Below are 16,521 nucleotides of genomic sequence, written 5' to 3'. Positions count from 1 at the left end.
TAATGGACATGCAGCGAAACTCTATCATCGCCGTAATAATTCTCGTGATACTGCGTCTGGCAATAGGCTGGCAGCTGCTTTACGAAGGTCTCTGGAAACTCGACACACTTGATACTCCCCGCCCCTGGTCATCAGTCGGATATCTAAAAAATGCGGAGGGGCCTTTCAGGAATATCTTTCGATCAATGGCAGGTGATCCGGATGACCTGGACTGGCTAAATTACGATGTGGTAGCAGCTCGATGGGACGACTGGGCACGACGATTCCGCTCACAATATGATCTCAGCAAAGATCAGTCGAAGCGTCTGGACAAATTACTGAACGGAGCGTTTGGCAATGTCGACGGACGGCCCGCCTATGCTGCTGAACTGGAATCGCTGCCGGCGGGTGTCACCAGTCTCAGAGAAGCGGCTCGGGTCAGTGAAAAGAACGTATGGTATGATGCCAAACGGAAGCGACTTTATGTTGACGGAAGAAACCATCTCAAAGACAGTGAACGGGATAAACTACTCAGAATCGTAAAAGACCAGGATGACGAGGCCGGCAGGCAGTATGAGAAAGCGGTACAGCAAGTCTACCAAAGGCAGAAACGGGGCATTGGATACAAGGAAAAACTCGCGGGAGCACTCAAGGGAAATCCTGAGCTTCTGGGTATTCAGCTAAAACCGTATGCAGACTCTCAGCGAGTCGGTCAAAAGCAAAAATATCGGGCAATGCTGACTCGATACCAAAATCTGCGAGACAACGCGAAAACCCATTTTCAATGGGATCATCTTCAGTCAGACTGGAAAAAAATACAGTCGTTACGGGCCGAAATCACGACTCCGGTCAAATCTCTGGAAAATGAATTTCACGAGAAAGCCCGAGGGCTGCTGACTCCGAATCAAATCGAAAGCGGTCTACAGTCAAAACCGTGGTCTATACTGCGTATTGCTGATCTGACGACGATGTGGGGACTGACAATTCTTGGAATCCTGCTGATCTCCGGTCTGTTTACCCGATTCGCAGCGATCTCAGCCGCAGGAATGTTGTTCAGTTTCTACCTGGCGATGCCTCCGCTGCCCGGGGTGCCGGAAATACCAGGCCCGGAACACAGTTACATCATCAACAAGAATCTGATTGAGGTCATTGCATTGCTGGCGATCGCCTCTCTGCCGACAGGGCGGTGGTTCGGTGTGGACGCATGGTTCCGTGGTCGGAAAGTCGGAACCGCTTCGGCATAACACACCCATTCCTGAACAATTATTCATATTCAAAAATAAGTTATCAGCACTCCGTTGTTAAGGAGAAATATCGTGCAATTGACACCCGAACAGCAGGCAACCGGAAAACACAACTTTGGCCAGACAGTCGGCGTTGAACGTCGCGAATTTCTCAAGAGTAGTGCTGCTGCCGGTGCCGGCCTCGGGGCGCTCTACTTTGGATACAATAAACTCAAGGGTAAACCCGTCCGCACAGCGTTCATTGGTACCGGTGACGAAGGCAATGTACTGATCAGTGAGCACCCCGTGGATTATATGGAGATCGTCGCCATTGCAGATCTTCGTCCTGCCAATATCGACAGAACGTTCAAGGGCAGTCATCCGGTAGCACGGAAGGGATTGATCAAGGTTCTGGGGCCGGATCACACCAAAGTGAAGACATTCAGCAACCATCGTGACCTGCTTGCGAAGAAAGACGAACTGGGTCTGGAAGCCGTGGTGATTGCAGTGCCTCTCAACCAGCACGCGCCCGTCGCAATTGAATGCATGGAAGCCGGGCTGCACGTGCTGTGTGAAAAGCTAATGGCCAAAACGGTAACCGCCTGCAAGGAAATGATTCGACTGGCTGATAAAAAAGATCTCAAACTGGCTGTCGGTCATCAGCGACATTACAGCGTTCTGTATGCCAACGCAGCTCATTTGACAGAACAGGGTGTGCTGGGAGATATCAAATTCATTCGAGCTCAGTGGCACCGCAATAACAGTTTTCCGAAGAGCGATGCGTGGCAAAAATGGGACGCATTTGCAAAAGCTCACCCCGAAGACAAAAAACTTCTGGTTGACATGGAGAAGGACGGCTCGCTCAGAGAGTTCGGTTATGACAATGCGAGAAAGCTGGTCGACTGGCGTCTGTACAACGAAACCGGTGGCGGGCTCATGGCGGAACTGGGAAGTCATCAACTTGATGCTGCCAGTATTTTTCTCGGGAAAGTACACCCCATTGCTGTTCAGGGATACGGCGGAAAGAATTTCTTCGGTATCGAAGGTATTGGTCCGCAGTCGGCTCAGGAAGATATTCGTGACATCGACGACCAGATCTTTGTCACATTTGAATTTCCCGGTAAGCAATATGAACAGAATGAACGCGATATCAGCGTCGTGACCTACTCTTCCATGAACACAAATCGCTGGGAACCCTATGGTGAAGCAGTGTTCGGAAGTCGTGCGACACTCGTCATGAAGACTGAAAAAGAAGCTTTACTTTATAAAGAAGCAAGTAAAGCCAGTCCTGGTGGAGTCGAACAGCGAATCTGGGCAATCGAAGGCACCAAAGGAGGCGCGGCACTGGATTCCTACGAGACGTCGGCACCGGCAGTAGCCAGCAAGAGCGGCCCAGCTGAGACCGTCAGTCGCGGATATAAGGAAGAAATGGAGCACTTTTGCTACTGCGTGCGTACGGGTCGAAATGAGTTAAGGTGCGACGGTCGGATCGCCATGGCCGACGCCATCATGGCTCTCACTGCCAACCTGGCAATGAAACATAAAAAACGAATTGAGTTCAAAGAGTCGTGGTTCGACCCGGCCAGTGACGACGCACCGGAAACCGACGTACAGGTAACTTCGTAGTGAGTTGTAAGGTGGCCGCATAGCCGGCTCGCCGTTATTGCACCCGCGTCTGATTTTGACTGCGTTCCTGGCGCCGATCAAACACGTCCTGCACGGTCACTCGAATGTTGTCGCAGAGTCCGTCATCGTCATCAGCCTGAACCAGGTTAGCCACTTTAATGGCCAGGTTTGCCGCTAATTTTGACCAGGTTTCCCCACAGGGTGCGTGCTTCCCACCAGCGGGCATAAGAGGCGTTCGTTCGAAAGATAAGGAACCGGCTCGGTGCCACGGTTAATGCGGCATGAATATCTGAGGGAACATCTCCGAATTCGTGGAAAGAAAAGTTTTCTTTCTACACAGCCGGTAACAAATACGCAGCAATGTTGGATTTCGAGCGATCTCCGGCACGAGTCGCTTAGAGTTCATATGCGAACATTTGTCCGACGCGTCCATATACAGTTGCAAAATTGCCAGAGGGCCAGGTGTGCTACTTCGCCTTTTCAAACCCGGCTTTAAGCAGATCAGAGTACCCTGCTTTCAACGGCCTGATGTCGTAGCCCCTGCCCCGCAGAATTTTTGAAACGGCCAGTACTCGACCACCACTTCGGCAGTGACAGTACACAGGCTTATCCTTCGGCAACATTTTTTTCTGCTTATCCGTCAGTCTTCCGCTGCGAATGATACTCAGCGGAAGCAGATCAGCCTGTTCCAGGTGCCCTGCCTTCCACTCACTGTATTCACGAACATCAAGCAGCACGGCAGTGTTTTTTACAAGGCTCCTCTTCACCATCTTAAGATGGTCAGTTGTATGACCTGATTCCGTAAACGTCGGCTTGTCTTTGCCCTCACAGATCACAGGCAGGAACAGAAAAAGCAGGACAGCAGAGCGGCGGAATCGGACGGTTGTCATTTCAGACTCCTGTCATTCGTTTATCGGGAACGGAACAGTAAAAATCAACCTGAATGATGTGTGTGTTCCGCCAGTTTGAATCCGGAAGTGATGCAGTGCAAGTGTTGTGACTGTTTCAGTACTGTCCTCAAACATTGTCAAAACACAGCAACCATTGTGGCAGCAGGATCAACGATCAGGAATTGCCTGTGCTCTACAGGAAATCGTTGATCGCGTGCAACGGGAAATACTGCGATCGCGGGAAGCGGGGTATTCTCAAATCGCCCGGTCTGTGGTCAGATGTTTCTAACATGTGTTTGCGTCAGAAATCTGTCATAACGACAAAGAAAACGGACTGCTGGCTGTTTTGTGTGTTCATGCTGTAGCCTGGGGAGGAGCAGCCTCTTCTACGGGACATGCCATCCCCGGTTCCGGTCCGGTGCAAATACCTGATGTCATAACGGGCAGCAGTCGTTTCACTTCCGCATCACCGTCAGGAACCATTGGCAGATCTATCCAGGCATTTCACAGTCAATTCCGGACGAGGAACATCCGCGGTGTGCAATGCTGACAGTACGTGATAACCAGACGGTGAAATAGATACATGTGCAACGAATGGAATAATTCCGGATGGCGAACGGCGTCTGGTTGTTCGAAGCATCTCGTCCGCTGTTTCCAGAGCAGGAACACAGATGTCCGGATCGAAGCTCGTAACGACAAGGCCGATATTCGACCCTGCAAAGTGAAATTTGTTCGGCTGATTACCTGACGAATCGTGCATCTCGATTTCTGATTTCGCTGTGTGCACAACAGGCAACCAAAAGAAATCACAATCACGCAGACAGGTTACGCTGATACATGTCGCATTCGATTTTGCGAAGTATCATAAAGATACTACTGCGTCGAAAGAATACAGTACAGGTGCTTCTTTGTTCGCAGAAAAAGTCGCCCGTCTGCTGCGGCCGGTGACGATCGCATTCCTTCTGTCAGTTTATTGCGGGCGACAATTTCAAGAGACGCATTCGCCCGAAACACTACTACGGTTCCTTCATCATTCCCGACGTAGATCAACCCGTTGGCCGCGATCGGGGATGAGATGAACGTGCCACCAAGACGGACTTTGTTCAACTCACGACCTGTCGCAGCCTCGACGCACACAGCCACGCCTCCGTGTGTCACCATAAAGACGTGACTGCCATACAGCAACGGCGATGCCATTCGTGAATTGCCTCGGTGACGATCCCAGACAACGTAAGACGAATCCGTAATATCTCCCTGTGTTAATGGATTGAGATCAACAGCAATCAGGTTTGCTCCACTGGATCCGGTATTCAGAATCGCCAGATTTTGGAAGAAGACCGGAGGGGCTGCTGCGTTGAAATCGTCATGACGGATGGTCCATATTTCTTCACCTGTATCGGCGTCGTACCCAAAGGCAGCTCGCGACCCCACAGAGATCACCTGTGTCCGCCCATGAACATCGACAAGGCCAGGAGTGCTGTATGCCTTACGGATGTCACCATCCCGTGCGGGTTTCCCGTTTTCGTCGAGATCTCCGTAATCGGTGCTGCGAGGAGTCGACCAGACGGTCTCGCCGGTTTCCATATCAAGCGCAGTGAGGAACTGCACATCAATGCCGTCAAACGTCAGGATCAGCAAATTTCTGTACACAACGGGAGAAGAACCTGGGCCTCGGAAGTGGCGACATTCTATGTCGCGCCGCTGCCAAATAACCTCAAGAGACTCCGGATTGACTCTGGCAGTACCGTAGGAACCAAAATGAACATAGACAGCCTCTTCCGTCACGATACAGCTGGGCGAGGCATATGTGTTCACCGGATTATTGAGCGGTTCGGGGTCTTCATTTTCAAACAGTAGTCTGTGATGTATTTGGCGGCCCGTAGCAGCATCGATGCAGTTGAGGTACTGACGATGGCCGTCTTCTGAAGCCGATGTCAGCCAGATCCGACCATTGAGCACCACAGGTGTCGAATGACCGAATTCCGGAAGCTCTGTCTTCCAGCTGATGTTGTCTCCGGTGTCTTCGTCCCACGACGATGGGATACCGGCTGCCTCATCCAGCGGTACGTTACTGTTGCCACGTGGCCCGAAACGCGACGGCCAGCCGGATTCAGCTCCGAATCCAACCGTACAGATGAAAAGCCCCGTGAACAGTAAGAAAGCCCGAACAAGTACATGAAGATTCATATGCATACTGAATTTCTGTCGCTGGTCAGTTTGTGAGTTCCGGAACAGGTTCATCCGGCACAATCTCTCTGTTTTCCCACGTGACGGTTCCATCGGCAGACCGCACCAGGATTCGCTGCTGGCTTCCAGAAGCCGGACCGCGACTCACCGGGACCCAGTGACGATGCTGTTCTATGACGCCGGCATATTGATCATCTGACGCCAGGTTATGCCATTCATCAGGATCATTATGCATATCATAAAGTTCTTCTGTCCCGTCGGCATACTGAATGAATCGCCAGTCACGACTGCGAATACCGTGGTTGTCGTGATTATGCGTGGTAATCGCAGGCCAGGTTCGTTCGCATGTCGGATTTCGCAGCTGTGGTACCAGACTGTGACCCTCCAGGTGTCCAGGTGAGGACAATTGAAAGAAATCAGACAGTGTCGGATAGATATCCAACAGTTCGACCGGTTCGACACATCTTCCGCCTTCCGGAATGTGCGGTCCTGCAAAAATCAGGGGCACACGAGTGGAACGATCCCACAGACTGTTTTTCCCGGTAATCCGCTTTTCACCCAGATGCCATCCATGATCCGACCACAGAACAATAATCGTGTTCCTGGCGTAAGGACTTTTCTCCAGCGCGTGGAGAATTCGTCCTACCTGGCTGTCAACGAAACTTGTACAGGCCATGTAGGACCGAACGAGATTCTTCCACTGTCCGGAAGATACCAGAAAGTCGTGTCGCGGCTCCGGAAGCTCCCAGTGCAGGTACCATGAGAATCGCGGTGTGTCGTCACGATCCCCCCTCAGAAACGGTGGCAGTTGCAGCATTTGTTCCGGATACAAATCAAACCATTTTTTCGTGGCGTAGCAGGGGACATGAGGTAAGAAAAATCCCGCCGACAGAAAGAACGGCTTTGTCTGCTCCTTTTGCAACTGGTCGACGACCCAGCTGGCGACGACATAGTCGCCTTTATCTTCGTCACGGTGTGGAAATTCGCCCCAATCCACCAAAGAATGATTCGACGGAGTATTCACCAGTTTTGTTGCGGGCCGAACGCCTACTTCCGGCGGAGGCCCAACCACATCGAATTCGTGGTAGATCCTCTTCGTTCCGTAACCGCCATGGAAGATTTTCCCTGCAGAAAATGTCTTCCATCCGTGTTGGGCAAAATGTTGAGGCAACGTAACCATATTCTGGAGTTCCACAACGTCGCGGAACCATGGGGCTAACCCGTACACACCGGTTGTCGAGGGTCGGCAACCGGTCATAAGGCTCGTTCGAGAAGGATTGCACAGCGGTGACTGACAATGAGCGTTGAGAAACAGAGTTCCGCGTTTTGCCAGCGCATCAATGTGCGGTGTCTGAATCTGCGGATGGCCTCCAAGGCATCCTATCCAGTCATTCTGGTCATCGATGGCAATCATCAGAATGTTGGCAGGCTGCTCATCAGCATTCGCCACCTGACTCGCACATAACTTACTGATAGCTGCAAAGAACAGGATCAGGATCAAAGGCGAATGGATCCGCATCAACAGGCCCTCGTGCACGATCAGGAGAGACCCGCAGCATCGGCTGCATCCCGCATCTTTCGCAGACCCGTGGAGGCAACTACCAGAGCATCCTGCTTCCAGTACTCCTGATTGAACAGCTCCAGAGAAAGTGCAACACTTTTTCCGCCTCCGGCAATCGACCGCAGAATATCCGTCAGCGGTGCAGTACCGTCCCCCGGATACACACGATCGCTGTCGTCGAGCTCTCCTCGCGGCGGAGAGTCGGGGTAGTCGTTCATATGAAACACGTGAATCGCGTCATCAGACAACAGCTCCAGCCCCTGAAAATCAGATCCGCCACGGTACAAATGGTACACGTCCGGCAGAAGACAGGCTTTGGGGTGATTTGATTCAACGCAAACCGCAACAGAGTCACCAAGCCTGTGGAGATTCGTGCTAAAGCCCCAGACTTCAAGTTGCGGGACGACGTCCGCGGCCTCGCCCACTGCCAGCAGGGCCCTGTAGCGGTCGGTGATGTCGGAAAGGTCCAGCACAGGACCGTTCTGTGCACCCACCGGAGGTGCAGCAATTCTCAGACCACCAATTTCGCGCAGCAGATCCATGTCGTGTTTCGCATCTTCGAGACCTTTTCGACGGGCATCTTCATCGTCCACGATCCAGTGAGCAAACCCGACCGCACTCTCGACAGTAAGCCCGTGATCGCTGATTCGTTTACCGAGATCTTTCAGACTGCCACCCGCCTGCTTAAACGCCACAAGGTCCTCCATCCAGGGCTCGATCCCGTCATAGCCGGCTTTGCCAACCACATCGATCTGTTCTTCAATCGACAATTCCTGGCCGCGAATGGTACTTGTATTGAAACAGTATCGGATACCGGATGACATAGCGGGTCCTTCAAACGGATCGACAGCGGCAAACATGGTGGCCGCGGTAAATGAAGTGGCAGTCGTAAGAAATGTACGTCGGTCAGAAATCATCGGGTGACGGCACTGGTTAACAGGAGACGGTCTGACAACATGTGCTCCATCGTAGGCATGCAACTCGCGACACACAACTACGGGTCATCGTGCCCGATCGGCAGTCGCGTGAATAATGGAACCTGCTGACCTGGTCCCTGACTGCAGTATCAACCAGGATTACAGTCGCAGTACGTCACTTCCCGCCGGTTAATCCACCCTGCTGATGCTCAGTGACGCTATGTGATCAGGAAAACCTGTGGATTGTTTTGTTACTCAACTCTGATAAGAATGGCTGTCTTAACTTCTACGGAGATATGTATGAACATTCTTCTTATTCTTATTGCCGGTCTGATCGTTGTTATTGGCAGCATCGTATTTGCACGGCTCCCTGCGTTTCTGGCACTCACACTGGGTGCGATCCTGGTTGCAGGCCTGACACCACGTGAAATGGTATTTGAAGCATTCATCAGCCAAAACTCAGGCCAGGTTGGACGTGTTGACGGTAACTCCATAGAACTGTCCGGAAGTGTTAAGACAGACGACGATGTGCTGCTCATTGCCCCTGGCTTATCAGACGAGTCGGACTCCGCCACACTAATTTCGGTCGCGAAAGCCCGAATGGCCAATGAGCAACTGCTCTCCGCCGGTTCAACGTCCTTTGACTCAGTCACACCCGGTGACGTTGTGGTACCGCGCAGACATGCACAGGTTTCAGTACGTCGCGCCAGTCAGCCGGCACTCACAAGAGTGACGACAGCCATGGGAGAGTATTTTGGCAAACTGGCGATCATCATTGTATGTGCTTCCGTGATTGGTCGTTGTCTGCTGGACAGTGGATCCGCAGAACGAGTTGTACGATCAGTTCTGACATTACTGGGCCAGCGACTGGCTCCAACAGCACTGACGGTCAGCAGTTTCATTCTGGGAATCCCGGTGTTCTTCGACACTGTCTTCTATTTAATGATCCCGATTGCCAAGGTACTGCGGATTCAGACCGGTGCCAATTATCTGCTGTATGTCCTGGCGATTGTGGCCGGTGCGTCAATGGCACATTCCCTTGTGCCACCCACACCGGGACCTCTTGCAGTTGCTGAAATATTTCATGTGGAACTGTCGCAGATGATTCTGGGCGGCACGATCGTGGGTGTGGTGGCAGCCACCGCCGGGCTGTTGTGGGCTTCAATGGTTAACCGGATTACAACCCTGAATGTCCCCGAAGAAGACACAGCAATTCTGGAAGCAACCGCTCAAAAGGATGAATCCGAACTGCCACCGGTATGGCTGGCACTGTTACCCATCGGACTTCCTGTGGTGTTGATTTCACTTCCGGCACTGTGGGCCTCACTTGAATCGCCGGTAAACTGGGTTTCACCCCGACTGGCACAGCTGATGAATCCGATCGTGGAGACTCTGAGCAATAAGAACATTGCCCTGCTGATTTCAGCAGGCGTCGCACTGACGATTTATCTTTGGAACGTCCGGCCGTCCCGACAGACGATGTCTGAGGCAATGCAGTCTGCCATCGGCAGCGCCGGAGCCATCCTGCTGATTACGTGTGCCGGCGGAGCGTTCGGTCGAATTCTGTTTCAGACCAACGTCGCCAGTCTGCTTGACGAACTGCCGACAATGTCCCCAATCGTACTGGTGGTTGCAGCGTTTCTGGTCACGGCCGGAGTCAGAACCGCTCAGGGTTCCGCGACAGTCGCGATGATGACATCTGCCGGAATCTTTGCGCCGCTGGTAACGTCAGGTGCGGTTGACGTCGCTCCGCTGTATATGGCGCTGGCGGTCGGCTGTGGTTCCAAACCAATTGCCTGGATGAACGACAGCGGATTTTGGATCATTACGAAAATGTCGGGAATGACGGAGACGCAGGGTCTGAAGTTCATTTCGCCCTTTGGAACCGTCATGGGGATTGCCGGCCTGCTGGCGGTGATCGCCGCTGTTATCCTGCTTCCAAATCCTTAGCCGACAGTCCCGGTTTCCGGTACAAAATATCCGACATCTGTCGTGTCGGCACACCCACACACGGTTTCGTACAGAATCCCGACAACTTCAATCAAAAGACTCATCTAATGGTCACGATAGATTTCTCGCGGTCATTTCTCACTTTTCGCATCGATACCGAAAAGAAACCGCTTCAAACGGCCAGCCACAGGCCGGCATACAGTCTTAACAACGCCCGAATACAGATTGAGTGTCGTCTGCAGGTGACAGACCGGGTAACAGATCTGACACAGTCCTTTGTGCTGGGCGCCAGTTGCAAGACGGAACGTGTGGGCGTACCCCGTGACATCTGGCTGGTCCCAAACGCTGACTTTGCTCCCGTGTTTTCTGACACAGAATTCATGAACGTTAAGACATATGCTCAGGTCAGTGATGGTGTGGAACTGTATCCACCCGGCAGTGGAACCCAGTCCGAACGTCAGCGGGGAAAAATCGCGGACGCATTTGACAGCGTACGTATTGATATCGCCCAATGCAGTGGAACTGAACTGACTTCAGCAGCCGATATTGTTCAGGCGACTCTGAATAACATGGTATTGAATGCCAGAACAACCATTGAGACTGACCGCTATTCGGCAGTAATGGAGTACCCCGTTAAAACAATGAACGCTAACGAACGTGACAACATTTACCAGACGGACACCGGACCGGTGTTGTATCCTGATCTGACTGTGGAACCGGACAAAATGCTGCAGCAACTGCAGTTTGCTTACACAGCAGTGAACTGCCCGCACTGGATCGAACTCCTGGTGCGGACGGCGACTGAGGTCAGTGACGACATCGACGTTTATCATTATTCACAGTCGGTGCGACATGACGCACGAAATGAAATCATCGGACTGTCCTGATCGTCAACCGGACAGGATACCGGTGAATGCAATTTCCACCGGACCTGACAACTGAATTTGACCGTCATCTTTCCACAGCACCTCCAGCGGTCCACCAGGCAGGACGACCCGGCACGGCCGGTTTCCTGTGATCAGGTCGGTATGCGTTGCGGCAGCAACCACGGCACAGGCACCGGAACCGCAGGATCGGGTTTCTCCACTGCCCCTCTCCCAGACTCGTACTTCGAGTTCCTGATCATTACGAAAGACCGTAAATTCAACATTCGTCCGTTCCGGCAAACCCGGATGGTGCTCGATCTGCGGGCCGGCAGTCCGGACCAGCTGATCGCTGAGTTCATCCACAAATACCACAGCGTGCGGATTGCCAAGATGTACGCAGTGAACAGTGAATTTGGTCAGATCGTCCAGTTCAATCATCCGGCCACAGTCGGACGTCACCAGATGAGGTGATCCCATTTCCACCATGGCGGATCCGAAGCGAACTCCATCCATGATATTCCGGGCAGTGATAACTCGCATGCCTGCGGATATACGACAGACGTCCTGAATGCGGCCTTCTCTCTTCATCCAGACCGCTATACAGCGAGCCCCGTTTCCACACATTTGCGCCACGGACCCGTCGGCATTCCAGATGTGCATTTCGACGTCGCAGGAATCATCCGGTGGAGGAATCATATAGATGATTCCGTCAGCCCCAACGTGAGCATGGCGAGTGCAGATTTCACGTGCCAGACTCACAGGGTCCGGCGGCAGTACCCCGGTGAAGCCATCGAAGAAAACGTAGTCGTTTTCAGCTCCGTGCATCTTGATGAAAGGAAAAGGAGGCATTTGCACCATTGACATCGGGCAGATGCAGAATCAAACGAATGATATTCTGTCTACTTGAGTTCGTATTCTTTAATCTTGCGATAAATCGTTCGTTCTCCTTTACCGAGCAACCGGGCAGCCTCCTCGCGGTTCCCGTCAGTCAAATCAAGCGCTCTCTGGATATAATATTTTTCCACTTCGTCCAGTGGACGACCGATGAGCGAATCAGCACCGGATGGCCGGCCACTTTCACCAGGTTCCATGTCTCCACCGACCAGCTGAGCAATCTCAGCCGGCAAACCGTCGACGTCCAAAAGTCCGTCCGTGTCCATCACCAGCATACTTTCGATCGTGTTTCTCAACTGCCGAATGTTGCCGGGCCAGTCGTAACTGAGCAATGCCAGTCTGGCCGTTCTGGAAAATCCATGAGCTTCGCGTCCGGTTTTCTTGGACAAGTCGCGCAGGAAATGTTCCATGAGCAGCGGGATGTCGCCCGGACGGTCTCTGAGTGGAGGCAACTCAATGCTGACGACCATCAGTCGATAATACAGATCCTCTCGAAATGATCCGTCTGCCACCATTTGTTTGAGGTTCGCATTGGTGGCCGCTACCAGGCGTACATTGACATTAAATTCATCGTTGGCTCCCAGCCGTGTGATGCGACGATCTTCCAGGACGCGCAACAGTTTGATTTGGGTTTCCATCGGCATCTCACCGACTTCATCCAAAAACAGCGTCCCTCCATTGGCGTGCTCAAATTTTCCAATCCTCCGTCCGATGGCCCCGGTGAACGCTCCCTGTTCATGACCAAAGAGTTCACTCTCGAGAATACTGTCCGGCAAAGCTGAAATATTGAGTGGGACAAATGGTTTGCTCTTGCGAGGACTGTTTTGATGCAGAGCTTTCGCAACGAGTTCCTTACCGGTACCGTTTTCACCGTGAATCAGCACAGTGCTGTCGGTCGGCGCGACACTCTTGAGCTGAGTGACGATGTGGTGCATCTGAGGGCTGTTGCCGATCACACCCTCGAAACCAAAGCGTTCTTCCAGTGACCGACGCAGCTCAGCATTGCGCCGAATCAGTCGTAAACGCGCCGACGCTTTCTCGACTGCGGATCGAAGTTCTGTAATATCGAGCGGTTTGGTCAGATACGTATAGGCCCCGTGCTGCATGGCCGTGACGGCCGATGCAATGGATCCGTGGCCGGTAAGAACGATGACTTCCGCGTCCGGCAACTCGTCTTTAGCCAGCCTCAGGATCTCCAGACCGTTGATGTCACCCATCTGGAGATCTGTGACAATCACATCCCATGAATCGCTGGTGATCAGTCCGGAACCGCGTTCACCGGATGCCGCAACCTGGCACTCGCAATTGATACGACTGAGGCTCTCCGCAACGGCCTGCGCATGGCTTTCGTCGTCATCCACCACAAGCACGCGGATTGGAATAGCTGTCAGATCAGGAACTTCGCTGGCGTCTTCAGTCATTACGGTTGGAAATGGATTGGCAGCTGAACCGTGAATCGAGTCCCCTGACCGGGCTCACTGTCACAACTTATTGTGCCGTTATGGGCTTCAATAATACGTCTCACAGTCGGCAATCCCAGTCCACTGCCGCTGGATCGTGTCGAAAAAAATGCCTGGAACATTCGATCTCGCGTTTTTTCGTCCATTCCACGGCCGGTGTCGATAACTTCCAGAACAATCTTACCATCCCGAACGGTTGTGATGAACTCCAGAGTTCCACCATCCGGCATTGCCTGCAGTGCATTACGGCCCAAATTGTTGAGCACCTGCCGGAACAGAGCTGTATCCAGCGGGATCTCCGGAAGATTTGCGTCAAGATGCGGCCGCACCTCCACGTTATGCTCACCCGTCAGCGGATCAAGAAACTCCAAATATCTGGTGACCGTTTCGTTAAGACTCCCGACTTCCCGCTGTGGTTCACCGGCGCGTGCAAACTGCAGGAACGCGTTGAGAATTTCCTCCAGCTGATGACACTCGTGCTGCAGCTTGGTCACTCGCTCCAGCATCCGTCTGGAGCGAGCTGATTCTTCCTGATCGAGATCTTCGGCCAATAGCTCCAGATGCATACCGATTGTCGAAAGTGGATTACGAATCTCATGGGCCAGTCCACCGGCCAACGTAGCCAGTTCGGTACTCCTGGCCTGCAGACGCTCGCGTTCGGAACTCGCCAGATTGGATGTCATAGGATGATCCGGAAGTGCCGAGACAGGCCCGGAGAACAGTCTCTGTCTCCCGACAGGGAGACAGAGCAGCTGGATTGCGAACGACATTCAGGATTCAGCTCTGAGTGAGAGTCTTGCCAAACACCGAATCAGAACTCGACTGCTTCTTCCTCTTCGTCCGGAGCATTCTCAGCGAGAACGGCCTTACGAGAAAGTTTGACACGATTCTGATCGTCGACGGCAATGACTTTGACATCCATTACATCGCCCACGCTGCAAACGTCGTTAACGTTCTTAACGAAGCCGTCTGACAGTTCACTAATGTGACATAATCCGTCTTTGCCCGGAGCGATTTCAATGAACGCTCCAAAATCTTTGATGGATGTAACCTTGCCGTTATAAATCCGGCCAACCTGAATCTCTTCGGTCAGAGCTTCCACGCGGGCCAGAGCGGCATCAGCGGCAGCAGCATTCTCTCCGGAAATCGTCACAGTGCCATCTTCGGAAATATCGATTTGGGCACCAGTCTCTTCCTGCATTGCCCGAATCGTCTTACCGCCAGGTCCGATCAACAGACCAATTTTTTCAGGATTAATGCTGGTCTGAACCAGTCGTGGCGCAGTTGCAGCAACCTCCTGTCGCGGACGGCGGATGGCACCCAGCATCGTTCGCAACAGATTTTTACGAGCACCAAGCGCCTGATCGAGCGTTTCGCGAATCACATCCTCGGTGATGCCATCATTCTTCAGATCCAGCTGAATTCCCGTAACACCGCGACCAGTGCCCGCCACTTTGAAGTCCATTTCTCCGAAGTGGTCTTCCTCGCCCATGATATCGGTCAGAAGAATGTGACTGTCACCTTCCTGAACGAGTCCAATCGAAATTCCGGCCACGGGCTGACGAATGGGAACACCTGCATCCATCAGTGCCAGTGTGGCACTGCAGACGGAGGCCATTGAGCTGCTGCCGTTCGATTCGAGAATATCCGAGATGATGCGAATCGTATACGGAAACTTATCGGAGTCCGGTATAACGGGCTTAACGGATCGTTCCGCCAGACAGCCATGACCGATTTCACGACGCCCTGGGCCTCGAATCGGACGACATTCGCCGACAGAGAAGGACGGAAAGTAATAGTGCAGCATGAATCGATCGGCCTGTTCGCCGAAAAGACCGTCACTGCGCTGCTGGTCGCGCGTTGTTCCCAGGGCAATGGTCGCCAAAGACTGTGTTTCGCCACGCGTGAACACGGCAGAACCATGAACTTGTGGAATGCGGGACACTTCGCAGGAAACATCCCGCAGGTCTCCCGGAGCACGTCCGTCAAGTCGTTTGCCACTGAGCAGCAGATCGCGAACGATCTGGGCTTCCAGCTTGTAGAACGCATCGCCAAACTGTGCCTTGGTGAGCCCATCGGCAGTCTCTTCGGCATCTTCCGGGAAATATTTTTCAAGAAGCGAAGCTTTCAGTTCGCGAACATTGTCATTGCGATCTTTCTTATCACCTGACGTTTTTGCATCGCGAAGTTTATCTGCCGCGTCAGACTGCAGAATTTTGTCAAACGGATTATCAACCGGAGTCGGAATTTCGGGTGCTTCGACCCCCAGCTCTTTCACCAGTTCTTCCTGGAGACGACACAAAGTCTGGACATGTTTGTGACCAAACATGATTGCATCGCCCATTTCCTTTTCCGGCAGCTGATCGGCAAATCCTTCGATCATCAATACCGCGTCTTGTGAACCAGCGACGATCAGGTCCAGCGTGCTTTCTGCCTGTTGCTGAACGGTCGGCATCAGGATCAGCTCATTATCAATCAGCCCAATGCGCACAGCAGCAATGGGACCGCGGAACGGCATCCCCGAAATCATGAGTGCAGCACTGGCACCGGTGATACTCAAGACGTCCGGATCGTTTTCCCCATCGACGGACATCACATTGGACATGACCTGGACTTCGTCCCGGAATCCGTCAGGAAACAATGGACGAATTGGACGGTCTGTCAATCGACAGGTGAGAATCTCACGCGTCGTTGGACGACCTTCTCGTTTGAGATATCCCCCGGCGAATTTACCAGCTGCCGCAAAACGTTCTCGGTAGTCAACGGTCAGTGGGAAAAAGTTAGTTCCCGGACGAGATGGTCCGGTCTGAGAGGCTACAAAAACACTTGTTTCTCCCAGCTGGATCAACACAGATCCACTGGCCTGTTTTGCCAGCTGGCCGGAATTGAGAGATAATGTGCGGCCTCCAATTTGACAATCAACAGTCACATTCTTCACGATCAGTTCCTTACCCGGCTTAGCCGGAGC

At 52.7% G+C, this 16,521-nt stretch carries 13 protein-coding genes; 4 read left to right on the top strand and 9 right to left on the bottom strand.

Annotated elements, in window-relative coordinates:
* Positions 1-8 precede the first annotated feature (8 nt).
* Positions 9-1,223, top strand: coding sequence for a DoxX family protein (locus tag MK110_02400; GenBank protein ID MCH2210124.1), 1,215 nt, complete (start codon positions 9-11; stop codon positions 1,221-1,223).
* 72 nt (positions 1,224-1,295) lie between these two features.
* Positions 1,296-2,828, top strand: a complete 1,533-nt coding sequence (locus tag MK110_02395) for a Gfo/Idh/MocA family oxidoreductase (GenBank protein MCH2210123.1) — start codon at positions 1,296-1,298, stop codon at positions 2,826-2,828.
* A gap of 34 nt (positions 2,829-2,862) precedes the next feature.
* Here MK110_02395 and MK110_02390 read toward each other — a convergent pair whose 3' ends face one another.
* The 5 genes from MK110_02390 to MK110_02370 all read right to left on the bottom strand — a co-directional run bounded on the left by MK110_02390 (position 2,863) and on the right by MK110_02370 (position 8,383).
* The gene (locus MK110_02390) at positions 2,863-3,054 is read right to left on the bottom strand and encodes a hypothetical protein (protein ID MCH2210122.1); all 192 of its coding nucleotides are present in this window, start codon (positions 3,052-3,054) and stop codon (positions 2,863-2,865) included.
* 241 nt (positions 3,055-3,295) lie between these two features.
* Complete coding sequence (locus tag MK110_02385; GenBank protein MCH2210121.1) at positions 3,296-3,718, bottom strand: rhodanese-like domain-containing protein; 423 nt, start codon at positions 3,716-3,718, stop codon at positions 3,296-3,298.
* An 873-nt stretch (positions 3,719-4,591) separates the two neighbouring features.
* The gene (locus tag MK110_02380; protein MCH2210120.1) at positions 4,592-5,911 is read right to left on the bottom strand and encodes a PQQ-like beta-propeller repeat protein; all 1,320 of its coding nucleotides are present in this window, start codon (positions 5,909-5,911) and stop codon (positions 4,592-4,594) included.
* Positions 5,912-5,930: 19 nt separating this feature from the next.
* Positions 5,931-7,424 carry a sulfatase gene (locus tag MK110_02375; GenBank protein MCH2210119.1) on the bottom strand — a complete coding sequence of 498 codons (1,494 nt, stop codon included), beginning with the start codon at positions 7,422-7,424 and terminating at the stop codon, positions 5,931-5,933.
* 20 nt (positions 7,425-7,444) lie between these two features.
* Positions 7,445-8,383, bottom strand: a complete 939-nt coding sequence (locus MK110_02370; GenBank protein ID MCH2210118.1) for a sugar phosphate isomerase/epimerase — start codon at positions 8,381-8,383, stop codon at positions 7,445-7,447.
* A gap of 300 nt (positions 8,384-8,683) precedes the next feature.
* Here MK110_02370 and MK110_02365 point away from each other — a divergent pair, with 300 nt between their 5' ends.
* A complete protein-coding gene (locus tag MK110_02365) occupies positions 8,684-10,333 on the top strand; it encodes a GntP family permease (protein ID MCH2210117.1) in 1,650 nt (549 codons plus the stop codon).
* Between the two features lie 107 nt (positions 10,334-10,440).
* Positions 10,441-11,220 (top strand): hypothetical protein, encoded by a 780-nt coding sequence (locus tag MK110_02360; GenBank protein ID MCH2210116.1) that lies wholly within the window; start codon positions 10,441-10,443, stop codon positions 11,218-11,220.
* Positions 11,221-11,223: 3 nt separating this feature from the next.
* Here MK110_02360 and dapF read toward each other — a convergent pair whose 3' ends face one another.
* The 4 genes from dapF to pnp all read right to left on the bottom strand — a co-directional run bounded on the left by dapF (position 11,224) and on the right by pnp (position 16,491).
* A complete protein-coding gene (gene dapF / locus MK110_02355; protein MCH2210115.1) occupies positions 11,224-12,048 on the bottom strand; it encodes a diaminopimelate epimerase in 825 nt (274 codons plus the stop codon).
* Positions 12,049-12,098: 50 nt separating this feature from the next.
* The gene (locus tag MK110_02350) at positions 12,099-13,514 is read right to left on the bottom strand and encodes a sigma-54 dependent transcriptional regulator (protein ID MCH2210114.1); all 1,416 of its coding nucleotides are present in this window, start codon (positions 13,512-13,514) and stop codon (positions 12,099-12,101) included.
* Positions 13,514-14,236 (bottom strand): ATP-binding protein, encoded by a 723-nt coding sequence (locus MK110_02345; protein MCH2210113.1) that lies wholly within the window; start codon positions 14,234-14,236, stop codon positions 13,514-13,516. Before MK110_02345 ends, MK110_02350 begins: the two co-directional genes overlap by 1 nt.
* A gap of 128 nt (positions 14,237-14,364) precedes the next feature.
* The gene (pnp, locus tag MK110_02340) at positions 14,365-16,491 is read right to left on the bottom strand and encodes a polyribonucleotide nucleotidyltransferase (GenBank protein MCH2210112.1); all 2,127 of its coding nucleotides are present in this window, start codon (positions 16,489-16,491) and stop codon (positions 14,365-14,367) included.
* Between the last annotated feature and the right edge of the window lie 30 nt (positions 16,492-16,521).

The organism is Fuerstiella sp. (assembly GCA_022447225.1).
GTDB lineage: Bacteria > Planctomycetota > Planctomycetia > Planctomycetales > Planctomycetaceae > S139-18.
This window is presented reverse-complemented; position numbering and strand designations above follow the sequence as displayed.